Origin of the sequence: Actinoplanes sp. URMC 104 (assembly GCF_051386375.1) — a bacterium.
Taxonomy (GTDB): Bacteria; Actinomycetota; Actinomycetes; order Mycobacteriales; family Micromonosporaceae; genus Actinoplanes.
The window spans coordinates 2,773,454-2,798,665 of sequence record NZ_JBPQTO010000011.1 but is presented as its reverse complement, the minus strand read 5'-3'; the positions used below and the strand labels follow the sequence as shown (position 1 = coordinate 2,798,665).

The window sequence follows — 25,212 nt, the reverse complement described above, 5'->3', positions numbered from 1 at the left end:
TCCGGGCCTGGCCGAGAACCGGTGCCCAAGGGCACCGGAAACTGAAGTCAGGGGTTGGGCAGCGGCCTGCCGGCGACGGAACTTGACCGGCTGTCAGCGGGTCTCGGCGGCGTCGCGGATGGTGCGCATCAGCGGGGCTGCCTCGGCCTCGGTGCGGTTGTTGAACAGCGCGAGCGCGAGGCTGCCGTGGTCGGCCCAGCCGCAGACGGTGAGGTCGCCGTCGGGGGTCTTCGTGAGGCCGCACTTCATGACGCCCTTGAGGGGGCCGGGGTCGACCTCGTGCAGGCCGGTCACCGAGCCCTCCTTGTCGGCGATCAAGGACATGGCGGCGTCGAGGTCCTTGGAGGGCGTCCAGATGAGCCCGGTCCCGCCGAGGAACAGCACGTCCTTGTCGCCGGCCTCCTGATAGACGGCGCCGACCGTACGGTCCAGCTCCACCTCGGCGGCGAGCGCGGTCTGCAGGTAGTCGGCGGTGGTGACGCCGTTCTCGGAGGCGTCGAGCCGGAGGGCGCCGATCTGTCGGGGCGCCGTGAGCTTGGCGTCCTTCTGGGCGATGATGCGCCAGCTCGTGAGGATGAGCGTCACGACGGCGGCGGCCGCGATCACCAGCAGGACGATGATGAGCGTACGGCGTACGCGGCCTCGGGTCTTGGGTTCGGCCGCGGGCTCCTGCTCCGGTGAGAAAAGATCGTGGGTGCCGATGTCGATCGGGTTGGTGCCGGGCTCGGGCATTGCAGGAGCCTAGCAAGGTGGGGTAGTGCGACTTCGGGGTTCCGGCGCGGCATCCGTAGACTTGTCGGGTGACCGAGACGACCCAGAACCGCACCCCCGACAGCCGGCCCACCGGTGAACTCTCCGCTCAGTACCAGCCGGGCGAGGTAGAGCAGCGGCGGTACGAGAAGTGGGTATCGGCCGGGTACTTCACGGCGGATCCGGCCAGCGACAAGCCGGCGTTCTCCATCGTCATCCCGCCGCCCAACGTGACCGGGTCGCTGCACGTCGGACACGCTCTCGACCACACCATCCAGGACACGCTGTCGCGTCTCAAGCGGATGCAGGGCTTCGAGGTGCTGTGGCTGCCGGGCATGGACCACGCGGGCATCGCGACGCAGAACGTGGTGGAGCGTCAGCTCGCCGCGCAGCAGCTGTCCCGTCACGACCTGGGCCGTGAGGCGTTCGTCGAGAAGGTCTGGGAGTGGAAGGCGCAGTCGGGCGGCGCGATCCTCGGGCAGATGCGCCGGCTGGGCGACTCCGTGGACTGGTCGCGCGAGCGGTTCACGATGGACGAGGGTCTGTCGCGGGCCGTCCAGACGATCTTCAAGCGGCTGTACGAGGACGAGCTGATCTACCGGGCCAACCGGATCATCAACTGGTGCCCGCGCTGCCTGACCGCGCTCAGCGACATCGAGGTGGAGCACACCGACGACGAGGGCGAGCTCGTCTCCATCCGGTACGGCGACGGCGACAACGCGATCGTGGTCGCCACCACGCGCGCCGAGACCATGCTGGGCGACACCGCGGTGGCCGTCCACCCGGACGACGAGCGCTACAAGCACCTGGTCGGCACCGAGGTGGAGCTGCCGCTCACCGGCCGGCGCATCCCGATCGTGGCCGACGAGCACGTCGACCCGTCCTTCGGCACCGGCGCGGTCAAGGTGACGCCGGCGCACGACCCCAACGACTTCGAGATCGGCCAGCGGCACGACCTGCCGAGCATCACCGTCATGGACGAGCGGGCGGTCGTCACCGTGCACGGGCCGTTCGAGGGGCTCGACCGCTACGAGGCCCGGCCCGCCGTGGTCGCCGCGCTGCGGGAGCAGGGGCGGATCGTGGCGGAGAAGCGGCCGTACGTGCACTCGGTCGGTCACTGCTCGCGGTGCAAGACCACCGTGGAGCCGCGGCTGTCGCTGCAGTGGTTCGTCAACACGGGCCCGCTGGCCAAGCGGGCGGGCGACGCCGTGCGCGACGGGCGGGTGACGATCGAGCCGGCGGAGCTGTCCAAGCGGTACTTCGCCTGGGTCGACAACATGCACGACTGGTGCATCTCGCGTCAGCTGTGGTGGGGGCACCGCATCCCGGTCTGGTACGGGCCGGACGGCGAGGTGGTGTGCGTCGGCCCCGACGAGCAGCCGCCGTCGGGCGAGGGCTGGAAGCAGGACGAGGACGTCCTCGACACGTGGTTCTCCTCGGCGCTGTGGCCGTTCTCGACGATGGGCTGGCCCGAGCGTACGGCCGAACTTGAGAAGTTCTATCCGACCAGCGTGCTCGTCACCGGGTACGACATCCTGTTCTTCTGGGTCGCCCGGATGATGATGTTCGGGCTGTACGCGATGGACGACGTCCAACCGTTCGACGTGGTCAACCTGCACGGCATGGTCCGCGACGGCCACGGCAAGAAGATGTCGAAGTCGTTCGGCAACGTGGTCGACCCGCTGGACTGGATCGACCGCTACGGCGCCGACGCCACCCGCTTCACGCTCGCCCGCGGCGCCAACCCCGGCTCCGACGTGCCGATCAGCGAGGAGTGGTGCCAGGGCTCCCGCAACTTCTGCAACAAGCTGTGGAACGCGACCCGGTTCGCGCTCATGAACGGCGCGACGGTCGAGGGCCCGCTGCCGCCGGCCGAGGAGCTGTCCGCGGTCGACAAGTGGATCCTGTCCCGCCTGCAGCACGTGATCGGTGAGGTCGACGAGCAGTTCCAGGCGTACGAGTACGCGAAGGTCTGCGACACGCTCTACCACTTCGCGTGGGACGACGTCTGCGACTGGTACCTCGAGCTCAGCAAGCCGGTGCTCGCGTCGGAGAACAACGGCGCCACCCGCCGGGTCCTCGGGCACGTGCTGGACCAGCTGCTGCGGCTGCTGCACCCGGTCATCCCGTTCGTCACCGAGGAGCTGTGGATCGCGCTCACCGGTGGCGAGACGGTCGTGCGGGCGTCGTGGCCGGCCGCCGACAAGGCGCTGATCGACGACGCCGCCGAGGAGGAGCTGGCCGCGCTGCAGAAGGTGGTCACCGAGGTGCGGCGCTTCCGGTCCGACCAGGGCCTCAAGCCGAGCCAGCGGGTGTCCGCGGCGCTCACCGGCCTGGGCACCGTCGGCATCGACACGCACGAGGGGCTGATCCGCTCGCTGGCCCGGCTCGACGCGCCCGGCCCCGAGTTCACGGCGACGGCGACGCTCGCGGTGTCCGGGGCGATCACGGTGGACCTCGACACCCGCGGCACGATCGACGTGGCGGCCGAGCGGGCCCGCCTCGAGAAGGACCGCGCGGCCGCCGAGAAGGAGGCGGCCCAGTGCCGGGCCAAGCTCGGCAACGAGTCGTTCGTCGGCAAGGCGCCCGAGCACGTCGTCGCCAAGATCAAGGACAGGCTCGCGACCGCCGAGGCGGATCTCACGCGAATTGCCGCGGCCCTGGAAGCGTTGCCTTCAGCATGAGCACTTACGCAGAGGTGGAAGCCGCGCTCGACGCGCGCGGCTTCACCCGCATGGCGTTCGACATGCAGAAGATCCGCGACCTCATGGACGTGCTCGGCAGCCCGCAGCGGGCCTACCCGGCGATCCACCTCACCGGCACGAACGGCAAGACGAGCACGGCCCGCATGATCGACGCGCTGCTGCGGGCGCACGGCCTGCACACCGGCCGCTACACGAGCCCGCACCTCGAGACGGTGCGGGAGCGCATCAGCCTCGACGGCGAGCCCATCTCCGAGGAGGGGCTGGCGGCCACGTACGACGAGGTGGCGCCGCTCGCCGAGCTGATCGACGCCCGCAACTCCGAGCCGCTCACCTACTTCGACGTCACGACCGCGATGGCGTACGCCGCCTTCGCCGACGCGCCCGTGGACATCGCCGTCGTCGAGGTGGGCCTGGGCGGCGAGGAGGACGCGACCAACGTCATCGACGCCGGCGTCTGCGTGATGACCCCGATCGGGCTCGACCACACCGAGTGGCTCGGCGACACCATCGAGGACATCGCCTGGGCCAAGGCGGGCATCATCCACAAGGGCGCCACGGTGGTCACGGCGCTGCAGACGGAGGAGGCCATGCGGCCGATCCTCGAGCGCTGCACCGAGATGAACGCGACGCTGGCCCGCGAGGGCAGCGAGTTCGGCGTGATCGAGCGGAACCAGGCGGTCGGCGGTCAGCTGCTCACGCTCCAAGGCCTCGGCGGCGTCTACGACGAGATCTTCCTGCCGCTGTTCGGCGCGCACCAGGCGCAGAACGCGGCGCTGGCGCTGGCCGCCGTCGAGGCGTTCCTGGGCGCGGGCGCCGGCAAACAGCTGGAGGTGGAGCTCGTACGGGAAGGGTTCGCCCAGGTCGACTCGCCCGGCCGGCTCGAGCGGGTGCGCAGCGCGCCGACGATCCTGCTCGACGGCGCGCACAACCCGCACGGCATGGCCGCGACGGTGACCGCGCTGGAGGAGGAGTTCGCGTTCCGGCACCTGGTCGCGGTCGTCGCGGTGATGGCCGACAAGGACGTCTCCGGGCTGCTCGACCTGATGGAACCGGTGGTGGCGCGCCTCGTGGTCACCCAGAACAGCTCGCCGCGGTCGATGCCGGTCGACGAGCTGGCGCAGGTGGCGAGCGGCATCTTCGGCGAGGACCGGGTCACGATCGCGCGGACCATGCCGGACGCGATCGAGGAGGCCGTGGTGCTCGCCGAGGAGGACGCGTCCGGCGAGCTCAGCGGCGTCGCGGTGCTGATCACGGGCTCGGTGGTCACGGTCGCCGACGCGCGGAAGCTGCTCAAGCGATGACCACGCCCGGCCCCGACGACGAGCCCGCCCCGCGCTCCGGGCTTCGCAACCCCCAGGCGGCCGTACGGGGTCTGGGCGCGGGAACCCTCGTGCTGGAGGCCATCGTCCTGCTGCTGGCGATCCAGCCCATCCGCATCCTGGGCGGCGGCCTCGAGGGGTGGGGTATCTGGTGGGTGGTGGCGCTCGCCGTGCTCGCGGCGCTGCTCGCCGGCATGATGCGCCGCCGGTGGGTGTGGCACGCCGGCACGGTTCTGCAGGCGCTGTTGCTGGTCAGCGGCCTCTTCCACTGGTCGCTGACCGTGCTGGGGCTGATCTTCGGGGCGGCGTGGGTCTATGCCCTGCACGTCCGGCGGACGATCACGGGGCAGTAGGCCGGCCGCCCCCGGCGATCAATGGACCGCCCGCCACTGGGTGATGGCGATGTTGTGGCCGTCCGGGTCACGGAAACTGGCGGACCACAGCTCCAGGCGGTCGCCGCGGTTCACCGGCCGCGGCGGGTGGACGAACTCGACGCCCTTGCCGAGCAGCTCCCGATAGACGGCGTCGACGTCGCCCACCTCCAGGTTGAGGTAGATCAGCCGGCCCACCTCGGCGGACAGGTCGTGAACGGTTCGCAGCACGAGCCGGGTGTCGCCGGAAGCCAGCACGGCGCTGCCCTCGCCGCTGTCGATCGCGAAGAACCCGAGGGTGTCCCGGTAGAAGGCGGTCGAGCGGTCCAAGTCGGTGACCAGCACGGTGATGCCGACGCCGTGGATCGCGCCGGCGGGGCCGGGGCGGGCGCTGGGGTATGCGGTTATGACGTCGGCTGTGCGGTCGTCGGGCTCGGAAGCGAGGGCGGGGGTAGGGGCGCCGGCCAGGTCGGCCCAGGGGCCGTGGTCCTGCGCCGCTGCGGCCGCCGCTGCTGCTGCCAGGGCTGCGGCGGCGGGGGAGGGCTGGGGGTGGCCGGGGAGCGGCGTTGTGAGGGCTCCCGGTTGTGCCGATCGGGTGGAGGTCTCTGCTGGTGGTGCGCTTGCGTCTGGGGCGGGCGTTGGGTGTGCCGACTGTTGGGCGCTCACGTCGGGGCTGGGGGCGGGGTGTGCCGGCTCTCGGATGCTGGCGTCTAGGGCGGGCGTTGGGTGTGCCGGCTCTTGAGTGCTGGGGTCTGGGGTGGGCGTTGGGTGTGCCGGCTCTTGGGCGTCGGCGGCGGTCGAGAGTGCCTCGGCGTGACTCGGCACTTCTGCTGAGCCGGGCGTCGACGGCTCTGCCGCCGGACCGAGGGTGGGCGACTCCGCGGCGGTGACACGGGTGGCTGGCACTGCCGCTGGACCTGATGTGGGCTGCGCGGCGGCGGGACCCGGTGTGGGTGACGCGGCGGTGGCGGGACCCAGTGTGGGTGTTGCTGCGGAACCAGAGGTGGGCGGCGCGGCAGCGGGAACCGGTGTGGGCGGCGCTGCGGTAGGGCCGGAGGTGCGTGGCGCTGTGTTTGGACCCGATGTGGGCGGCGCTGCGATCAGACCCGATGTGGGTGGCGCTGTGGCGGGGGCGGGTGTGGGTGGTGCTTGTTGGGCCCGGTCGGGGGGTGTCGCTGTGGCGTGGGCGGCCGTGGGCTCGGTGGTGCCGGCGCTCGGGATGGGCGTCGGCAAAGGGGTGGACGTCTCCTCGTCGATCGGCCGCGGCTCGGGGTAGAACAGCGGCGCCGAGGTGAGGTCGTCGAAGGGTGACGGCTGGTCGATGGGCTCAGGCTCAGGATCGGGCTCGGAGAGGCTTTCGGCGCGGGCGCCCTCCGTGGTGGGGGCCGAGGTGGACCAGGCGGTTTCGTCGGTGGTCGCCTCAGGATCGTTTCGCTGGTGCGGCGTGGGGTCGTCGCGGTCGGACTTGCCGACCTTTCTGACGGCGGCCACAGCGGCGGCGGCCGCGCCTACCGCGCCGGCGAAGAAGCCGGTCCGCTTGGCGGGCGCCGGCTCGGGGTGGAACGCGGGCTGGGCCGGGTCTTCGTCCGTTGCCGATTCGGGGCTCGGGGGGCCGTACGTTGCCGGCTCGGACGATGTCTCGCGGGGGTCCTCATCGGGCGCGGACGGTCCAGGATCGGCCACCGGCATGTGGGCCGACGCCCTTGCGGGCTCGTCGGGCGTGACGGCGTGGGGGTCCTGCCTGGCGGGCTCGGGCTCGTCGGAGGTGACCGGGACGGCCGCGTAACGGGTCTGCGTAGGGGGCGTCGGCTCGTCGGAGGCGGCGACGTAGCGGTCCTGCTCAGCAACCGACGGCTCGCTGGGAGTTGCGGGGTAGCTGCCGTGCTCAGCGGCCGACGGCTCGTCACGGGCGGCGGCGGGCTGGTGCTGTTCCCGGTTCGCGAGCTCGTCAGGGAGGACGTGGGCGGCGGGGCGACGCTGTGCCGGAGCTGCCGGGTTGTCAGCGGTGACGGGGGTCGCGGCTTGCTGGCGTTGCGGGAGGGCCGTCGGGTCGTCGGCGGGGTGGCGCTGGGTGGGGGTGGTGGGCTCGTCGGGGGTGATGGGGACTGCGGCGTAGCGGGCCGGTGGCTCGTCTGTGGTGCGGGCCGCGGTGGACGAATGGTTCTGGTGGGGAGCGGCCTCGTCGATGTCGTGGGAGGACGGGGTGGGTGTGTGCCGCGCTTCGGGCTCGGGGGTGGGCACTGGGGAGGTCGGCGCGGCGGCATCGGGAGCGCGGCGGGGGGACGGGGCGGTGGCGTCGTGGGCAGCGTTCGAGACGAAGCGCGTGGAGGGGGGCGTGCTGGGTGGAGGCGGGGCGATCAGGTCTTCGGCTCGGGCCTCGGCTGCCGCGGGGGTGGTCTCGGGGGCCGGGTCGGGGTCGCCGTCGAGGGGGAGGTCGATCTCGTCGTCGGTGCGGGGGCGGGGGGCTGCGGCTGCCGGGTGAGGGGTCGACGGCGGCGGTGCGGCCGGGCGTGGGGTGGAAGGTTGCGGGGCGGTGGGGAACGAGCTGACCGGCGACGGGGTGGCGGGGGTGGAGGTCGCGGTGGGCTCGGGGCGGCGATGGACGGTGGAGGTCGGGCCGGTGGTGGGCGACGCAGGGTCGTCGAGCGGGATGTCGGTCTGCACGGCGTCGTCGGGGTGGGGTTCGCGCTGGGTGGGAGGGGCGGACGCGTGGGCGGTGGTGGGCTCCGCCGTGGCGGTGGTCGCGCCGCCTCGGGGGCGCGGGCTCGGACGCCTGCCGGTAGAGCGCGAGGTGGCGGCTCCAGCGGCTGCGCCGGCGGCGGCTGCGGCAGCGGTAGCGCCGGAATGGGCCGGGCTCGAGGAGGCCACGTCAGGAGCGTCGGCGGCCGGCGTGGCCGTCGAGGAGTCTGCGGGGAAGAACTCGGCGGCGGGTTCTCGTGAGGCCGACGGAGATCGGCGGCCGGGGTCGCCTGTGGAGGCGGAGGGGGAGGGGCCGCCGGGCACGCCGGAGGAGTCGTCGCGAGTGCCGGAAGTGCTGCCGGGGGTGCCGGAGAGGTCGGAGGATCGGCCGGGAGCGTCGAATGAGTCACCGGCCGGGCGGGAGGGTTCGTCCGCCGGGCGGGAGGGGTCTTCGGCAGGGCGGGAGGGGTCGCCGGGAGCGTCGGAAAGGTCGCCGGCGGAGGTGGGGGAGAGGTCGCTCTCGGCGTCGGAAGGGACGGAGGCGGCGGCGCGGCGGGGGAGGGGGGAAGGGTCGTCGTGGTTGAAGAATTCGCCCTCCAGGACCGGGCCGGCGGGGGTGTCGCGGACCACGACGGGGCTCTCGGAGTACTCCTCGGAGTCGAGGTGGGAGGCCCCGCCGGTGGGGGCGGGCGGGGGTGCGTCGGGCGGGGGTGAGCTGCCGGGCGGCGGCGGGGGCGGGGGCTCGTCGGGGCCGCGGCCCCACGAGCGGTCGCGGTTGGCCCACGGGGGCGGCTCGACGTCGCCCAGCAGGGCGGACACGTCGTCGGACTCGGTCTCGTCGTCGAACTCGGTGACGGGGGGCGGCGGGTCCTCGCCGCGCTCGCGGGGGGCTGCCTCGTCCCAGTTGATTTTGACGCGGCGCTGGTCGTCGACGTCGACGGTGATCGGCAGGGTGTCACCGGGCTCGGGCCACTTCACCACGGGGATGCGGGACTCGTTGATCTCGACCTCGCTGGTGGGCAGGCCGGGGGCGACGACGACCGCCTGGATGCGTGCCCGGCCGTAGACCGCCGTGGTCGCCGGCGGCGGCGTGATCGAGCGGACCTCGGCGGTGCCTGCCACCCACGCCCGGGCGCCGCGGCGCACCAGGTTGTTGACCAGGCCGAGCGCGACCGCCAGGGCCAGCAGCGCGATGCCGAAGATGACCACACCCAGGCTGGACATGCCGAAGCCCAGCGCGACCACGAAGACCGCGATCGTGCCCGCGACCGCCGCGACCAGCTTGCGCGCCGGCGCGATCGGACGTCCGGTCTGGTTCGCCAATGTGGACCTCCCGCTCGTTTCAGACAGGTTATTGCCCGGCCGAGCATGAGCGAAAGTGCGGTAGTACCGGCGTTGGCGCTCGGCGCATTCCCGGTACCGATAGGCTGAAACCCAGCCCCTTATGCACCAGGAGGAACGTCGTGCCCAGCCCCACCGAGCGCTCGCTCGTGCTCGTCAAGCCCGACGCGGTCCGCCGCGGACTGCTGGGCGAGGTCCTCGCCCGCTTCGAGCGCAAGGGCCTCGTGATCGAGGCGCTGGAGATGCGCACGATGGACGCGGCGCTGGCCGACCAGCACTACGCCGACCACGTCGAGAAGCCGTTCTACCCGCCGCTCAAGCAGTTCATGACGTCGGGTCCGCTGGTCGCGGTGGTGCTCAGCGGCGACGAGGTGATCGACGTGGTGCGCTCGATGATCGGCGCGACCGACGGGCGCAAGGCGGCGGCGGGCACGATCCGCGGCGACTTCGCGCTGTCCAACCGGGAGAACCTGGTGCACGCGTCCGACTCCCCGGAGAGCGCGAAGCGCGAGCTGGCCCTCTGGTTCCCCGACCTGGCGCTCTGACCGCGATCAGAGCGTGTCGAGCGACGCCGTCCGGCGCGACTCGGCCTCGAAGATCCGCAGCAGGACGACGGCCGCGACCGCGTACCCGGCTCCGACCAGGAGTTCCTGGCCGAGGCAGGGCGCGGCCGCGGCCAGTCCGTCTCCGGCCGCGAGCCGCCGGGCCGCCTCGGCCGCGTGCGTGATCGGCAGCCACTCGCCGACGGCCACCATCCGGCCGGGCAGGTCGGACGCCGGCACGTTGACCCCCGTGAGCAGCAGCAACAGCGCGGAGGAGACGTTCGAGACGACCCACACGTCGCGGAAGCGCAGGCCGAGCGCGCCCAGCGTGAGCCCGAAGAACCCGCACGACAGCGACCCGGCGGCCATCGCGAGCAGCAGCCCCGGCAGCGCGCCGAAGGGGATGCGCAGCCCGAGCAGCAGCGCGCCGGCCGCCAGCGTCACCGCGGCGATCAGCAGACCGTTTCCCGCGTACGGGAGAACGCGCCCCCAGAACACCGCGGTCCGGCTGCGTGGCGACAGCAGCACGTGGCCCAGCGTGCCGTAGCGGCGCTCGTTCGCGACCGCCATGGTGCCGCCGAATACGCAGGCCAACGACGCGGTGAGCACGGCGTTGCCGACGATGTAGAAGCGGTCGTCGGCGACCTGCAACTGCCGGCCGAGGTAGGCGAAGAACAGCAGCTGGAACAGCGGCCCGACCAGCAGCGTGCAGACGAACATGCCGGGCGTCGTCCAGTTGAACAGCGCGCGGTAGGCGATCACGCCTCCGACGGTCATCAGGCGGAGTGTCTTCATGCGAGCGCCAGGGTGGCGGCCGCTCGGGCGCGGCGTTCGACGTGGGTGAGGGCCAGGCCGCCCAGCGCCAGGAAGAGCAGGCTGATGCCGAGGCAGATGCCGACGGACGGCCAGACCGGGCCGCCGCCGGTGGCCTCGCGCAGCGCCCGGGCGCCCCAGGTGGTGGGCAGGACCGCGGCGACCGGAGTGGTCCAGGCGGGCAGCACGGTGATCGGCACGAGCATGCCGGAGACCAGCCACACCGGATACTCCAGCGTGTTGGCGAGCGCGTTCGCGTTGCGCATCAGCACGAACGTCGCCGCCAGCAGCAGGCCGGACATGCCCAGCGCGACCACGCAGACCACGGCGGCCACGACGAACGCGGCCGGGTGCGCGAAGTCGAGGCGGATGCCGTACAGCAGCCGGCCCCACACCAGCGTGGCGAGCAACGCATAGGTGCCGGTCAGGCCGGTCGCGATGGTGATCGGCAGGACGACCAGCACGGGCCGCCGCGGCGCCAACATGATCATCTCGAGGGTGCCCTGCCAGCGCTGGTTCTGGATCGCGCCGCCCGAGCCGAACAGCACGGACGACCAGACGCCCATCACGCCGGCGCCGACCGCGGCCTCGAGCAGCCGGTGCTGCTCGCCGCCGGAGCGGAACAGGTAGAACGCCAGCGTGGCCTGCACGACCGGGACGACGAGCGCGATCGCGATCTCGAGCGGCGACCGGCTGAGCTGCTTGGCGTGCAGCAGCGTGCCGATCGTCAGCATCCGCGCGACGCTCATGCGGCGGCGCTCACGATCGCCACGTACGCGTCCTCGAGCGTCGGCTCGCGGCTGTCCACCCGGCCGAGGCGGATGCCGGCGAGCTCGCGCAGCACGTCGCCCTGCACGTCGACGTGGGCGTCGGAGTGGACGGTCAGCAGCTGCACCGCGCCCCGGGCCTCGACGGCGGTCTCCCGTACGCCCGGAAGGTCGCGCAGGGCGTGCACGGCGCTCTCCGGCACCCCGTACGCCTCGACCTCCACCACCCGTCGCCCCTGCGCCCGCTGCCGCAGCTGGGCGGGCGTGCCCAGCGCCTGGATGCGCCCGTCGGCGATCACCGCGATCCGGTCGCACAGCTCGTCGGCCTCGGCCATGTAGTGGGTCGTGAGCAGCACGGTCGTCCCCGTCGCGGCCAGGCCGGCGACCGTGCGCCGCAGCTCGCGCGCCGCCACCGGGTCGACCCCGATCGAGGGCTCGTCGAGGAAAAGCACGTCCGGCGCGTGCAGCAGCCCGCGGGCGATGTGCAGCCGCTGCCGCATGCCGCGCGAGTAGCCCTCGACCCGTTCCCGCTCGCGCCCGGCCAGGCCCACCAGGTCGAGCAGCTCGGCGATCCGCCGCTTCTGGTCGCGGGGCGCCACCCCGTACAGCTCGGCGAAGTACCGCAGGTTGTCCAGCGCGGACAGCCGGTCGTACAGCCCGCGGTCGCCGCCGAAGACGTAGCCGATCCGCCGCCGTACCTCCCGGGTCTCCCGCTGCACGTCGTGGCCGCACACCCGGGCCGTGCCCGAGGTGGGGATCAGCAGGGTGTTGAGCAGCTTGATCGTGGTGGTCTTGCCCGCGCCGTTCGGGCCGAGCAGGCCGAACAGCTCGCCGCGGCCGACCGTGAAGGACACCTCGCGGACCGCCTCCACCTCGGTGCGGCGGGGCCTGAGCCAGCCCGTGCGCGCCCGGTAGGTCCGGCGCAGGTTCTCCGCCTCGATGGCGTGTTCGCTCCCCATGCGCCGAACGCTAGAGACCGATCACGGGCTAGGAAACGAATTCGGTACGCGCCGAATCCTCGCCGAGCAGCGTCACCAGGGCGGTTCCGGCGGTCTCCAGCCCGTACAGCACCCGGCGACCGGCCCGGCGGCGGTGCACGACCCCGGCCGCCAGCAGGCCGCCCAGGTGTTCCGAGACTGTGCTCGGGGCGAGACCGAGCGCGGTGGCCAGGGCGGAGGTCGTGGCCGGCACGGTCAGCGCCCGCAGCACCGCGGCACGCCCGCGCCCGACCAGGATGGCCAGGCGGTCGTCGGCCGGCGGGGCGGCGGGAGTCTCGGCGAGCAGCGCGGCGCCGCGCGCCTGGTAGGTCACCATGATCAGGTCGGGCTGGTCGCCGGAGCACATCAGCGAGCCGCGCGAGAAGATCAGCGGCACCAGCAGCAGCCGCTGGTCGACCGCCTCGAAGGCCTGGTCCAGCGGCTTGACCAGGGTGAGGACCGGCCGCTCCCAGCGGATGCGGTCGTGCAGCCGGGCGAGCAGCGCGTCGGGCCCCTCGGCGGCCAGCGCGCGGGCGCGCAGCAGCACCTCCTCGTCGAGCGCGGCCCGCATCGCCGGCCAGTGCGGGGCGATCGCCGCCTCCCAGTACGCGGCGATGCCGTCGGCGAGCCGGTCGAGCGCGGCCTGCCGGTCGTCGCGGAACGGGCGCAGCAGCTCGAGCACGTCGCCGTCCGGGTAGTGCTTCGCGAGCTCGGCCTCGATCACCTCGGCCGGCGTGGCGCGCAGCTGGTCGAGCTGCTCGGCGATGGTCGGCATCGGGGTCGCCGGCGGCGGGCAGAGGAAGTCCGGCGAGACCGACGGCAGGTTCAGATAGAGCGAGACCGGCTCGGTCGCGGGGTCGGTGCGCAGGATCTCGCGCGCGCGGCGGGCCCATCTGTCGTACGGCCACGGCACCGTCTGCAGCCGTTCCAGCAGGAAGAGGCTGCACGCCACCTCCGCCAACGGGCTGATGGCGATCCGGGTGCGCGACAGCGTGGGTTCATCGATCTCGATCCGGATCACGTCGTGAAGTTTAGGGAACGGCTACCACAAGGCCACCCGGATCGACAGGCATCAGTCATGACCTCGATCTCACGACGGAATCTGCTGCGCGCCGGTGTCGCGGGCGGCGTGCTCGGCGTGGCCGGGGGTGCGCCCGCCTTCTCCGCGGCGGGCCACCGGCCGGTCCTCACCCACGGCGTCCAGAGCGGCGACCCGGTGGGCGGCTCGGCGGTGGTGTGGAGCCGCGCCGACCGGCCCGGGCGGCTCTGGGTGCAGGTCAGCAGGCGGCCGGACTTCCGCGGCGGGCGGGTGCTGCGCGGGCCGGTCGTCACGCCGGACACCGACCTCACCGGGAAGCTCACGCTGCGCGGGCTGCCCGCGGGCGAGCGCCTGCACTACCGGGTGCGCGCGGGGAGCCTGGAGCGCCCGGGCCTGTTCGGGGCGTACGTCAGCGGGTCGCTGCGCACCGCGCCCGTCCGCCGCGGCGACATCCGGTTCGTCTGGACCGGCGACGTCGTCGGGCAGGGGTGGGGCATCGACCCCGCGTACGGCGGACTGAAGATCTTCGAGTCGATGCGCCGCCGCCGGCCCGACTTCCTGCTGCACAGCGGCGACACCGTCTATGCCGACGGTCCGCTGACCGAGACGGTGACGCTGCCCGGCGGGCGGGTCTGGCGCAACGTCGTCACCGAGGAGAAGCTCAAGGTCGCCGAGACCCTCCGGGAGTACCGCGGGCAGTACGCGTACAACCTGCTCGACGACGCGTACCGGGCGTTCGCGGCGGAGGTGCCGCAGATCAACCAGTGGGACGACCACGAGGTCACCAACAACTGGTACCCGGGGGAGATCCTCGACGACGCCCGCTACACCGAGAAGCGGGTTAACGTGCTGGCCGGGCTGGCGCGGCAGGCGTACCACGAGTGGGTGCCGACGCCGTTCCGGGAAGGTCCGGTGTACCGGAAGATCTCGTACGGGCCGCTGCTCGACATCTTCGTGCTCGACATGCGCACGTTCAAGGACGCCAACGACGGCAACACGTACGCGGACCCGCGGCGTGGCCTGCTCGGCGCCGAGCAGCGGCAGTGGCTGATCCGCGGGCTGCGCGAGTCCCGGGCGACGTGGAAGGTGATCGCCAACGACCTGCCGCTCGGCCTGGTCGTGCCGGACGGCGCAGGAGCCCAGGAGGGCGTGGCCCAGGGCGACCCGGGCGCTCCGAAGGGCCGCGAACTCGAGTTCGCCCAGGTGCTGCAGTCGGCGCACCGGCACGGGGTGACCGGCATCGTGTTCCTGACCGCCGACGTGCACTACACCCAGGCCAACCACTACGACCCGGCCCGCGCGGCGATCCAGGACTACACGCCGTTCTGGGAGTTCGTCTCCGGCCCGGCGCACGCGGGCGCCTTCGGCCCGAACGCCCTCGACGGCACGTTCGGGCCGCGGACGGCCTTCGTGAACGCACCACCCGCGGCCGGCACGTCGCCGGCCGACGGGTTCCAGCACTTCGGCGAGGTGGAGATCGACGCCGCGACGCGCGCCCTCACGGTCCATCTGCGCGACCGTGAAGGCGCCTCGCTCTGGTCGACGACCCTGCGTCCCTAGGCGGCGGCCAGGCCCGCTCGCCGCACGGTCAGCACCCCGACCGCGGCGAGCGGGGCCAGCGCCAGCGCGATGACGGCCGAGACGAGCAGCGGCAGGCTGAGCGGCACGGCGAACGCCGCGGCCATGAACACCAGCGGGACGGGCACCAGCCACCAGCGGACGACCCCGGCCCGGGCCAGCCCGGCGAGCACGATCACCACGCCGATCAGGCCGATGTCCTGCAACCCCTTCCACGCCATCAGGCCCGGCGCGTCCAGCACCGCCTGCGCGACCGAGACCGCCCGGTCGAGCGGCAGCTGCCGGCCGACCTCCATGTTCCACCAGTCGCTGAGCACCGCGCCCGAGGTGTTGAGGAAGCCCAACGTCACCAGCAGGGCGCCGACGATCGTGACGATCCGGCCGCGGGCGCCGCGCACCAGGAACGGCAGCACCAGGGCGCCGGTGCCGATCAGCAGGTTGCCGTAGTGCAGCAGCAGCGCCGAGGTCTGGGTCAGCACGGAGTCGCGGGCCAGCGAGGTGATGTAGTCGCCGAGCGAGTGCGAGTCGGCGGCCGGCGAGGTGATCATGCCGGCCAGGAACAGCGCGGTGCCGGCGACCAGCGCGCCGCCGCCGAGCCGGAACATGAAGGTGGGGACGGGGGTCTTCGTCGAAGTCGTTGTCATGCCGCAGACGCTATTTTCGCGGCCCGTCCCGGCACTGCCTTCCGTGGGCTCGGCCCGCTCCGCCGCGCGACGGACCGTACGGCGGTCACGGTCATCCTCGCGGTGGACCAGCGGGACCCACCGAGATCGCTAGCGTGACCGCATGCTCCGACGGATCCCGCCCCCGCTGTACGCGTGCGTGCTGCTCACCGCGCTCGGCACGGCGGAACTGCTGCTCGACCCGGGCTACCGCGCGGCGCCCGCTCCCGTGCTGGCGGCGATCGTCATCGTGGCCGCCGCGACGGCCGCCGCGACGTGGTTCCCGGTCGCGGCCGCGCTCGGCATCGGGTTGCTGTTCCCGGTGACGGTGGTGCTCGGCGGCAACGGCCCGACCGGCGCCGGGGTGATCGCCATCCTGCTCACCTACGGCTGGCTCGGCTATCGCCGCCGGCCGGACCGCTGGTGGTGGGTCGCGCCGGTCGTCGGTCAGCTGCTCTCGCTGTCCCCGCTGCCGCTCGGCGGGCGCTACCTGTGGGAGAGCGCCTTCTTCACCGCCCTGTACTGGGTGGCGCTGTGGGTGGGCCGGCTGGTGCGGCGCGAGCGCGAGCGGGCGGAGCAGCTGGCCGAGCTCGCCGCGCGGCTGGACGCCGAACGCGAGGCCCGGGCGCACGCGGCGGTGGTGGAGGAGCGCGTCCGCATCTCGCGGGAGATCCACGACGCGGTGGCGCACTCGGTGAGCGTGATGGTGCTGCAGGTCGGCGTGGTCCGCACCCGGCTGGCCGAGCACTCGGTCGAGGCGGAGGTGCTGCAGGGCGTGGAGCGGCTGGGCCGGCAGTCGGTGGAGGAGCTGCGGTCGCTGGTGGGCATCCTGCGCGACGAGTCCGCGGCCGGGCCGCCCGCGCCGCAGCCCTCGCTGGGCAACCTCGACGAGCTGCTCAACGGGGTGCGCGCGGCCGGGCTGCCGGTCGAGCTGGAGGTCGTCGGCGAACCGGCGGACCTGCCCCGCGCGCTGGACGTCTCGGCCTACCGGGTCACGCAGGAGGCGCTGTCGAACGTGCTGCGGCACGCGGGCGACGTGCCCACGACGGTCCGGCTGCGGCACGAGCCGGGCGCGCTCACGGTGGAGGTGGAGGACGACGGGCCGGGCGTCACCGCCGCGCCCGGGGACACCGGCGGGCACGGCTTCGTCGGGATGCGCGAGCGGGTGGGCATGTTCCACGGCACGCTGGAGGTCGGCAACCGGCCCGGCGGCGGGTTCGCGGTGTGCGCCCGGTTCCCGTACGGCGGCGCCCGGTGACCCGGATCGTGCTGGCCGACGACGAGGCGATGATCCGCGCCGGCCTGCGGATGCTGCTGGAGGCGCAGAGCGACCTGCAGGTGGTCGGCGAGGCGGCCGACGGCCTGGACGCGGTGCAGGTGGTGCGCCGGACCCGGCCCGACGTCGTGCTGATCGACATCCGGATGCCGCGGCTGGACGGCATCGAGGCGGCCCGCCGGATCATCGCCGAGCTGCCCGCCACCAAGGTGCTCGTGCTGACCACCTTCGACGAGGACGAGCACGTGCAGGCGGCCGTCCGCGCGGGCGTCAACGGCTTCCTGCTCAAGGTGTCGCCGCCGGAGCAGCTGCTGGCGGCGGTGCGCGCGGTCGCCGCGGGCAACGGGCTGCTCGACCCGGCGGTCACGCTGCGGGTGCTGCGCTCGCTGGCGGCCGCACCGGGCGTGGACCCGGCCCGGTCGGCGCTGCTCGCGACGCTGACCGACCGGGAGTCCGAGGTGCTGCGGCTGGTCGCGCGGGGGCTGAGCAACGCCGAGATCGCGGCCGAGCTGTTCCTCGGCGAGGCGACCGTCAAGACGTACCTTTCCCGCATGCTCACCAAGCTCGGCCTGCGCGACCGGGTGCAGGCGGTCGCGTTCGCCTACGAGAGCGGGCTGGTCACGCCCGGCCGGGAATACGGATGACGAAACCCGGTATTGTTGAGTGCGCAGGCGATGATCCGGCCATCACCGGGGAGCTTCCGGAAGAACGGACCTTGCGTCCCAGTAGAACCGGGTGGCGGCAGCCGATCGAATGAGCGGGCGGAGCGATCCGTCAAGCGAGGTGGTACCGCGGGCGTGAGCTCGTCCTCGCAGTCTGACCATGACTGTTCACGAGGAGACCGACCACCGATGGCCTACCCCAAGCACACCGACGCCGCGGGCGTGCCGGCCAGCCCCGATCTGCCCGCCGTCGAGCGGGCCGTGCTCGAGCACTGGGCGGCCGACAAGACCTTCGAGGCGTCCGTCGAGCAGCGGCCGGCCGGGCAGGACGGCAGCAACGAGTACGTCTTCTACGACGGCCCGCCGTTCGCCAACGGGCTGCCGCACTACGGCCACCTGTTCACCGGCTACGTCAAGGACCTGGTGCCGCGCTACCAGGCCATGCGCGGCAAGCACGTGGAGCGCCGCTTCGGCTGGGACACCCACGGCCTGCCCGCCGAGGTCGAGGCCGAGAAGCAGCTGGGCATCACCACCAAGGCGCAGATCGTCGAGCTGGGCATCGACAAGTTCAACGAGGCGTGCCGTACGTCCGTGCTCGCCTACACCAAGGACTGGGAGCGCTACGTCACGCGCCAGGCCCGGTGGGTGGACTTCGGCAACGACTACAAGACCCTCGACCCCAGCTACATGGAGTCGGTCATGTGGGCGTTCCGGACCCTGCACGACAAGGGCCTGGTGTACGAGGGCTTCCGGGTGCTCGCCTACTGCTTCCGGTGCGAGACCCCGCTGTCGAACACCGAGACCCGGATGGACGACGTCTACCGTGACCGCACCGACCCGGCGCTGACGGTGACGTTCCGCCTGGAGACGGGCGAGGACATCGCGGTGTGGACGACCACGCCGTGGACGCTGCCGTCGAACCTCGCGCTCGCCGTCGGCCCGTCCCTGCAGTACGCGATCCTGGAGAAGGACGGCCGGCGACTGATCATGGGGGCGTCGAGGACAGCCTCGTACGCCAAGGAGCTCGACGGCTGGACGCAGGTCGGCACGGTGCAGGGAAGTGAGCTGGCCGGCCGGAGGTACACGCCGATGTTCGACTTCCTGGTCGAGCAGGGCGGGCCGAACGCGTTCCAGGTGCTCGCGGCCGACTACGTCAGCGACGAGGACGGCACCGGCGTCGTGCACCAGGCGCCGGCCTTCGGCGAGGACGACCAGAACGTCTGCAACGCGGCCGGCATCCCGACCGTGGTGACCGTCGACGACCACACCCGGTTCACCTCGCTCGTGCCGCCGTACCAGGGCGTGCAGGTCTTCGACGCCAACAAGCCGGTCATCGCGGAGCTGAAGAGCCGCGGTGTGGTGCTGCGCCACGAGGGCTACACGCACTCGTACCCGCACTGCTGGCGCTGCGACACCCCGCTGGTCTACAAGGCCGTGTCCAGCTGGTTCGTGGCGGTGACGAAGTTCCGCGACCGGATGGTCGAGCTCAACCAGGAGATCACCTGGACGCCGGCGCACATCAAGGACGGCTCGTTCGGCAAGTGGCTGGCCAACGCCCGCGACTGGTCGATCTCGCGGAACCGGTTCTGGGGCTCGCCGATCCCGGTGTGGAAGTCCGACGACCCGCAGTACCCGCGCGTCGACGTCTACGGCTCGTTCGAGGAGCTGGAGCGCGACTTCGGCGTCGAGATCAAGGACCTGCACCGGCCGTACGTCGACGAGCTCACCCGCCCCAACCCGGACGACCCGACCGGCAGGTCCACCATGCGCCGGGTGCCCGAGGTGCTCGACTGCTGGTTCGAGTCGGGCTCGATGCCGTTCGCCCAGGTGCACTATCCGTTCGAGAACAAGGACTGGTTCGAGCACCACTACCCGGGCGACTTCATCGTCGAGTACATCGGCCAGACCCGCGGCTGGTTCTACACCATGCACGTGCTGGCCACCGCGCTGTTCGACCGGCCCGCGTTCCGCAACTGCCTCAGCCACGGCATCCTGCTGGGCGAGGACGGCCGCAAGATGTCCAAGTCGCTCCGCAACTATCCGGACGTCTACCGGGTCTTCGACACGTACGGCTCGGACGCGATGCGCTGGATGCTGATGTCGTCGCCGGTGCTGCGCGGCGGTGACATGCCGGTCACCGAGGTGGCCATCCGCGACTCGGTGCGCCAGGTGCTGCTGCCGCTGTGGAACGTCTGGTACTTCTTCAGCCTCTACGCCAACGCGGCCGGCTACGAGGCCCGGTTCCGCAGCGACTCCGAGCACCTGCTCGACCGCTACATCCTGGCCAAGACCGGCGAGCTGGTCACCGACGTGCAGCGGCAGATGGACGAGTACGACATCTCCGGCGCCGCGGCAAGCGTCCGGTCCTACCTGGACGCGCTGACCAACTGGTACGTGCGCCGGTCGCGCGACCGGTTCTGGGCGGGCGACGCCGACGCGTTCGACACCCTCGCGACCGTGCTGGAGACGCTGTGCCGGGTCGTGGCGCCGCTCGCGCCGCTGACCACCGAGGAGATCTGGCGCGGCCTGACCGGCGACCGCTCGGTGCACCTGACCGACTGGCCTTCGGCGGCGGACCTCCCGGCCGACCACGACCTGGTCGCGTCGATGGACGCCATCCGCGACGTGGCCTCGGCCGCGCTGTCGCTGCGCAAGGCGCGCGGGCTGCGGGTGCGGCTGCCGCTGGCGAAGCTGACCGTCGCCACCGCGGACGCGTCCGCGCTGGCCGGGCTGGCCGACCTGGTCGCCGACGAGGTCAACGTCAAGGACGTGGTGTTCACCGACGACGTGGCCGCGTACTGCGAGCAGGTCCTCACCGTCGTGCCGCGGGCCCTCGGCCCCCGCGTCGGCAAGCAGGTGCAGCAGGTCATCAAGGCGGTCAAAGCCGGCGACTGGCAGCTGGTCGACGGCGCGCCGGTGGCCGCGGGCGTCACCCTGCAGGAGGGCGAGTACGAGCTCAAGCTGGTCGCGGCGGACGTCGAGAGCTCGGCGCCGCTGCCCGGCGGCGCGGGCGTCGTCGTGCTCGACACCGCGGTCACGCCGGAGCTCGCCGCCGAGGGCCTGGCCCGCGACGTGATCCGCGTCGTGCAGCAGGCCCGCCGCGACGCCGGGCTGGACGTCTCGGACCGGATCGCGCTGACCGTCTCGGCCGCCGAGCCGGTGCGCGCGGCCGTCGAGGCGCACCAGGAGTTCGTCGGCGGCGAGACGCTGGCGACCTCGGTGATCCTCGAGGAGCCCGGGGTCGAGGGCTTCGCCGGCGAGGTCGGCGAGGGAGATCAGGTCACAGTTCGGGTCTCGAAGACCGTCTGAGGCTGGCGACCGGCCCGGATATGTGCCACATCTGTGATGAATGTCCGGGCCGGTCGGCCCCGCGGACGGGGACCCGGCGAGTTTCCGTCCGGTAACCTGAGCGCGCCCCCACCAACTTTCGCGTAGGCCCCTGCCCCCGGAGGAACCCCCGTTGCCGCTGCTCTACACGATCGGCAAGCTCACTGTCGGCAACGCGATGATGCTCGGCTGGCGTCCGCACGTCGAGGGGCTCGACTACGTCCCGCGGACCGGCGGCGTGATCTTCGCCGGCAACCACCTGTCGGTCGCCGACGAGCTGTTCCTCGGCTCGGTGGTGCCTCGCCACCTCGCCTTCTGGGCCAAGGCCGAGTACTTCAACGGCACCGGCCTCAAGGGCTGGTTCAACCGCAGCCTGATGGAGGGGCTCGGCGCCATCCGGGTCGAGCGCGGCGGCGGCCGGGCGGCCCTGACCGCGTTCGACGGCGCGATCCCGGTGCTCAAGGCCGGCGACGCGGTCGCGCTCTACCCCGAGGGCACCCGCTCGCCCGACGGCCGGCTCTACCGCGGCCGCACCGGCGTGGCCCGGCTCGCGGTGGCCGCCCACGTGCCCATCGTGCCGGTCGGCATGCTCGGCACCGAGAAGGTGCAGCCGATCGGGCAGATGTACCCGAAACCGGCCCGCGGCGTCGTCACGATCAAGTTCGGCAAACCGATCGAGACCGAGGGCCGCGCCGACGACCGCACGTCGCTGCGCGCGCTCACCGACGAGGTCATGGCCGAGATCCAGAAGCTGACCGGCCAGGAGTACGTGCCGAGGTACGCCCCCGCGAAGCCCTCGGCGAGCTAGGGCGCGCGCGAGCCGCGCGCCTGCTCCTGCTCGACCAGCGCCTCCACGTCGGCGAGCCGGTGCAGGCCGTTGAGCGGCTGGCGCATCCGGTGGTTGCCGGCGAGGACGGGCTCGTTGCGGGCCAGGAACGACCAGTACCCCGCGGTGTACGGGCAGGCGGCGTCGCCCACGCGCACCTTGGGGTCGTACCGGCAGCCGCCGCAGTAGTCGCTCATCCGGTTGATGTAGGCGCCGCCCGCCGCGTACGGCTTGGTGCTCATGCGGCCCCGGTCGGCGTACTGGCTCATGCCGATCACGTTGGCGGTCATCACCCACTCGTAGCCGTCCACGAACGACCGGTGGAACCAGTCCGCCATCGCGCCCGGCCGCCAGCCGCGTTGCAGGGCGTAGTTGCCGAGCACCATCAGCCGCGGGATGTGGTGCACCCAGCCGCGGTCGCGCACCCCGGCCAGCACGTCGGACAGGCAGCGCGCCTCGACCGCGTCTGCGTCCAGCTCGGCGAACCAGCGCGGCAGCTCCCCGCGGGCGCCCAGCTCGTTGCCGGCCCGGTACTCGGGCTCGAAATACCAGTACAGGTGCCAGATGAAGTCGCGCCAGCCGATGATCTGCCGGACGAAGCCCTCGACGCTCGCCAGCGGGGCGTCGCCCTGCCGATAGGCCTGCTCGGCACGCTCCACCACCTCGAGCGGGTCGAGCAGCCCGAGGTTCATCGCGGCGCTGAGCAGGCTGTGGCTCATCAAGGGGTCGCCGGCCAGCATGGCGTCCTCGTACGGGCCGAAGGTCGCCAGCCGGTGCTCGACGAAGTGGTCGAGCCGGGCCAGCGCCTCGTCGCGGGTGGCCGGGAACATCCGCGGGCCGTCGTTGCCCACGAACGCGATGCCGTCCTCGCGCTCCCAGCGGTCGAGGTCCGCACGGACCTGCTCGTCGATCTCGTCCTCGACGATCGCGGGCGGCGGCGCGACGCCCAGCCTCGTCGCGCCGCGCGGGGGCGGCTCCCGGTTGTCGGCGTCGAGGTTCCAGCGGCCGCCGGCCGGCTCGGCGCCGTCCATGAGCACGCCGTGCCGCTGCCGCGCGTCGCGGTAGAAGTCCTCCATGCGCAGGTGCTTGCGGCCGTTCGCCCAGGCGGTGAAGTCGGCGGGCGCGGTGACGAAGCCGCGCGGCGGGAGCACCTCGGCGACGGTGGGCAGCCGGTTGACCAGCGTCCGGGCGGCGCGCGAGGTGGGGTGGCAGACGGTCACCCGTTCCCGGACCCCTACGGCGTACGTGTCCGCCCGGACCAGCCGGACCCGGTCGTCCAGGGCGCGGTGGCGCAGCGCCGACAGGATCAGGTGCGCCTTCTGCCGGTGGAAGGCGCGGCGCCGGAACACCGCCTTGGACTCCACCAGCAGCACCTGCTGATCGGGGGAGTCGAGGAAGTGCGGGCCGAGCTGATCGGCGAACAGCCACCGTCGGGTCATAGGGCCATCGTGCCCGGCCCGGACACGATCAACCGGGAGACAGCACTTCTTCGCGCAGCCGGCCGACCAGCTCGGCGCTGTCGGCGACCGAACGGCGGGTGAGCAGCACGGTTGCCACGCTGCCGTGGTCAGCCCAGGCGCAGACGACCACCGACGTGCCGTTCTCCCGGCCGACGCCGCAGCTCTCGTGCGCGCCGAACTCGCCGAGGTCGAACGACTCGATGTCGCGCAGCTGGTAGTCGGCGGCGGCCTGCTCGAGGCGGGCGCGCACATCCGAGCCGGGGGTCAGCCGGAAGCCGGTCTCGCCGAAGACCGTGACCCGCTTGCCGCGGCCGTCGCGGTAGACGCCGGCGAAGCCGTCGGGGCCGGTCTCCTCGGTGTCGCGCAGCTTCAGGTCGGCGAAGGTCTTCGGGAGCGCGGCGCTGACCGGGTACTGCCGGGCGGTCGGCAGCTGGAACCAGGCGAACGGGACGCCGCAGCAGCAGACCACGCCGAGCAGCCCGAGCAGCGCGAAGCGGCGGCCCCAGCGGCGCCTGCGGCGCGGCGGGGGCGGCATCGGGCGGTTGACCGGGCGCGGCGCCCACGGGGGCGCGGGCGGCAGCGGACGGCCCTGGATGGTGGGGGCGACCGGCGGGCTCGGCGGCCGCTGCGCCTTGGCGGCCTTTCTGCGCTGCCTTCTGGAGAGTTCGGGCGCGTTGGCGGGCGAGGCCGGCCTGGTGGCGGCGGGCGCCGGGGCCGGCGGCGCCGACGTGGCGGAGGGCGGCTTCGGAGCGGCCGGGGGCGGCGTCGGCGCGGTCGCGGGCGGCGGCGAGGCGGTGCCGGCGGGCGACTCGACCATGGTGGGCGCCGGGGGCTCGACGCGGGTCGGGGGCATCGGCGCCGGGGCGGCCGTCTCGTCGACCACCACCGGATACGGCTCCCAGGCCGTGTCCTGGCCGGCCCACGGATCGACGGGCGGGGTGGTCAGCCAGGGATCGGCCGGGGTGGGCTCCTCGGGCTCGGGGTGGTCACGGCGCCACCACTGCTTGCGCGCCGAGGGCGCGGGCACGGCCGCCGAGCCGCTCCACCGCGCCGGCGCGTCCACGGTGGAGGGCTCCGAGCCGTCGTCCACCCGGGTCCGGTCGCGCACTCCGTCGGCCGGCGGGGCGCCTTCCGGCTGCGGGTCGGCCATCCGTCGATCTCCTTCACTGCCGGGAAAGATCCCGGCGGGGCGGTCAACTCCCAGGTTAGAGGCGGTGTGCCACCCGCCCCGGCGCGCGGCGGACCGGACGGCGGATGCAAATGCCGGACAACCGGGGCGATGTGCCGGACGCTCTGGAGCCGTATGGTTACCGGGACATGAGAACGACGCAGAGAAACGCCGTCACCCTGACCGGTAACCCCACCGGTCAGCCGATGGTGTTCGCCCACGGGTACGGCTGCGACCAGAACATGTGGCGCCATGTCGCTCCGGCCTTCGGGGACACGCATCGGCTCGTCCTGTTCGACCACGTCGGCAACGGCAGGTCGGACCTGTCCGCCTACGACGAAGAGCGCTACTCCACCCTGCACGGATACGCCGACGACGTCCTCGAGATCCTGCACGAGCACGACCTGTGGGACGTCGTCTTCGTGGGCCACTCGGTCAGCGCGATGATCGGTGTGATGGCGGCGAACGAGGAGCCGGAGCGCTTCGCCCGCCTGGTGCTGGTGGGCCCGTCGCCGCGCTACATGAACGAGCCCTCCGAGGGCTATGTCGGCGGGTTCGGCCAGGCCGACCTCGAGTCGCTGATCGACTCGCTCGACAGCAACTACCTCGGCTGGTCGAGCACGATGGCGCCGGTCATCATGGGCAACCCCGACCGGCCCGAGCTGGGCCAGGAGCTCACCAACAGCTTCTGCCGCACCGACCCCGAGATCTCCAAGAAGTTCGCGCGCGTCGCGTTCCTCGGCGACAACCGCGACGACCTGCTCAAGGTGCGCACGCCCGCGCTGATCCTGCAATGCTCGGACGACGTGATCGCGCCGGAGGTCGTCGGCGACTATGTCCACAAGCACACCCCCGGGAGCACCCTCGTGCACTTGAACGCCACCGGGCACTGCCCCAACCTCAGCGCACCTGACGAGATGATCAGCGCCATGAGGGCGTGGCTCTAGAAG

The 25,212-nt window shown here is 72.7% G+C and carries 19 protein-coding genes; 10 read left to right on the top strand and 9 right to left on the bottom strand.

All coding sequences use genetic code 11. The features are described from left to right. Positions 1-93: 93 nt before the first annotated feature. Positions 94-732 carry a hypothetical protein gene (locus ACSNN8_RS38845; RefSeq protein WP_436655421.1) on the bottom strand — a complete coding sequence of 213 codons (639 nt, stop codon included), beginning with the start codon at positions 730-732 and terminating at the stop codon, positions 94-96. 68 nt (positions 733-800) lie between these two features. Between ACSNN8_RS38845 and ACSNN8_RS38840 the strand changes: the two genes are divergently transcribed. From ACSNN8_RS38840 to ACSNN8_RS38830, 3 genes are read left to right on the top strand one after another with little or no spacing between them, the layout of a single operon-like run. Next, on the top strand, positions 801-3,434 hold the full coding sequence (locus tag ACSNN8_RS38840) for a valine--tRNA ligase (RefSeq protein WP_436655419.1): 2,634 nt from the start codon (positions 801-803) through the stop codon (positions 3,432-3,434). Beyond that, positions 3,431-4,756 carry a bifunctional folylpolyglutamate synthase/dihydrofolate synthase gene (locus ACSNN8_RS38835; protein WP_436655417.1) on the top strand — a complete coding sequence of 442 codons (1,326 nt, stop codon included), beginning with the start codon at positions 3,431-3,433 and terminating at the stop codon, positions 4,754-4,756. The genes ACSNN8_RS38840 and ACSNN8_RS38835 overlap by 4 nt, the downstream gene beginning before the upstream one ends. Then, positions 4,753-5,127, top strand: coding sequence for a DUF4233 domain-containing protein (locus tag ACSNN8_RS38830; protein ID WP_436655415.1), 375 nt, complete (start codon positions 4,753-4,755; stop codon positions 5,125-5,127). Before ACSNN8_RS38835 ends, ACSNN8_RS38830 begins: the two co-directional genes overlap by 4 nt. 18 nt (positions 5,128-5,145) lie before the next feature. Here the strand turns inward: ACSNN8_RS38830 and ACSNN8_RS38825 are convergent, their stop codons facing one another. Beyond that, positions 5,146-6,834 (bottom strand): VOC family protein, encoded by a 1,689-nt coding sequence (locus ACSNN8_RS38825; RefSeq protein WP_436655604.1) that lies wholly within the window; start codon positions 6,832-6,834, stop codon positions 5,146-5,148. A 2,453-nt stretch (positions 6,835-9,287) separates the two neighbouring features. On the opposite strand from ACSNN8_RS38825, the gene ndk reads away from it, so the two are divergent. Continuing rightward, on the top strand, positions 9,288-9,710 hold the full coding sequence (ndk, locus tag ACSNN8_RS38820) for a nucleoside-diphosphate kinase (protein WP_436655413.1): 423 nt from the start codon (positions 9,288-9,290) through the stop codon (positions 9,708-9,710). A 6-nt stretch (positions 9,711-9,716) separates the two neighbouring features. On the opposite strand, the gene ACSNN8_RS38815 is transcribed toward ndk, so the two are convergent. Genes ACSNN8_RS38815 through ACSNN8_RS38800 form a run of 4 tightly spaced genes read right to left on the bottom strand, consistent with a single transcriptional unit; the run spans position 9,717 to position 13,285 of the window. Then, on the bottom strand, positions 9,717-10,484 hold the full coding sequence (locus ACSNN8_RS38815; protein ID WP_436655411.1) for an ABC transporter permease: 768 nt from the start codon (positions 10,482-10,484) through the stop codon (positions 9,717-9,719). Positions 10,485-10,498: 14 nt separating this feature from the next. After that, the gene (locus ACSNN8_RS38810) at positions 10,499-11,269 is read right to left on the bottom strand and encodes an ABC transporter permease (protein WP_436655409.1); all 771 of its coding nucleotides are present in this window, start codon (positions 11,267-11,269) and stop codon (positions 10,499-10,501) included. Further along, entirely contained in the window at positions 11,266-12,246 is a 981-nt protein-coding gene (locus tag ACSNN8_RS38805) for an ATP-binding cassette domain-containing protein (RefSeq protein WP_436655407.1), read from the bottom strand. The genes ACSNN8_RS38810 and ACSNN8_RS38805 overlap by 4 nt, the downstream gene beginning before the upstream one ends. 28 nt (positions 12,247-12,274) lie before the next feature. Beyond that, a complete protein-coding gene (locus ACSNN8_RS38800) occupies positions 12,275-13,285 on the bottom strand; it encodes an ArsR/SmtB family transcription factor (protein ID WP_436655405.1) in 1,011 nt (336 codons plus the stop codon). A 57-nt stretch (positions 13,286-13,342) separates the two neighbouring features. On the opposite strand from ACSNN8_RS38800, the gene ACSNN8_RS38795 reads away from it, so the two are divergent. After that, positions 13,343-14,863 (top strand): alkaline phosphatase D family protein, encoded by a 1,521-nt coding sequence (locus tag ACSNN8_RS38795; protein WP_436655403.1) that lies wholly within the window; start codon positions 13,343-13,345, stop codon positions 14,861-14,863. Here the strand turns inward: ACSNN8_RS38795 and ACSNN8_RS38790 are convergent. Beyond that, a complete protein-coding gene (locus tag ACSNN8_RS38790) occupies positions 14,860-15,525 on the bottom strand; it encodes a hypothetical protein (protein ID WP_436655401.1) in 666 nt (221 codons plus the stop codon). The two genes, ACSNN8_RS38795 and ACSNN8_RS38790, sit on opposite strands and share 4 nt — an antisense overlap. A gap of 142 nt (positions 15,526-15,667) precedes the next feature. On the opposite strand from ACSNN8_RS38790, the gene ACSNN8_RS38785 reads away from it, so the two are divergent. The 4 genes from ACSNN8_RS38785 to ACSNN8_RS38770 all read left to right on the top strand — a co-directional run bounded on the left by ACSNN8_RS38785 (position 15,668) and on the right by ACSNN8_RS38770 (position 21,616). Further along, positions 15,668-16,801 carry a sensor histidine kinase gene (locus ACSNN8_RS38785; protein ID WP_436655399.1) on the top strand — a complete coding sequence of 378 codons (1,134 nt, stop codon included), beginning with the start codon at positions 15,668-15,670 and terminating at the stop codon, positions 16,799-16,801. Then, entirely contained in the window at positions 16,798-17,463 is a 666-nt protein-coding gene (locus ACSNN8_RS38780) for a response regulator transcription factor (protein ID WP_436655397.1), read from the top strand. Before ACSNN8_RS38785 ends, ACSNN8_RS38780 begins: the two co-directional genes overlap by 4 nt. Before the next feature lie 207 nt (positions 17,464-17,670). Next, positions 17,671-20,790 (top strand): isoleucine--tRNA ligase, encoded by a 3,120-nt coding sequence (gene ileS / locus ACSNN8_RS38775; RefSeq protein ID WP_436655395.1) that lies wholly within the window; start codon positions 17,671-17,673, stop codon positions 20,788-20,790. 151 nt (positions 20,791-20,941) lie between these two features. Further along, on the top strand, positions 20,942-21,616 hold the full coding sequence (locus ACSNN8_RS38770; RefSeq protein ID WP_436655393.1) for a lysophospholipid acyltransferase family protein: 675 nt from the start codon (positions 20,942-20,944) through the stop codon (positions 21,614-21,616). Here the strand turns inward: ACSNN8_RS38770 and ACSNN8_RS38765 are convergent. Both ACSNN8_RS38765 and ACSNN8_RS38760 read right to left on the bottom strand, forming a co-directional pair. Then, positions 21,613-23,073, bottom strand: a complete 1,461-nt coding sequence (locus ACSNN8_RS38765; protein WP_436655391.1) for a cryptochrome/photolyase family protein — start codon at positions 23,071-23,073, stop codon at positions 21,613-21,615. The two genes, ACSNN8_RS38770 and ACSNN8_RS38765, sit on opposite strands and share 4 nt — an antisense overlap. Positions 23,074-23,101: 28 nt before the next feature. Next, positions 23,102-24,244 (bottom strand): hypothetical protein, encoded by a 1,143-nt coding sequence (locus ACSNN8_RS38760; RefSeq protein ID WP_436655389.1) that lies wholly within the window; start codon positions 24,242-24,244, stop codon positions 23,102-23,104. A 167-nt stretch (positions 24,245-24,411) separates the two neighbouring features. Here ACSNN8_RS38760 and ACSNN8_RS38755 point away from each other — a divergent pair, with 167 nt between their 5' ends. Beyond that, complete coding sequence (locus tag ACSNN8_RS38755; RefSeq protein WP_436655387.1) at positions 24,412-25,209, top strand: alpha/beta fold hydrolase; 798 nt, start codon at positions 24,412-24,414, stop codon at positions 25,207-25,209. Positions 25,210-25,212: the final 3 nt, after the last annotated feature.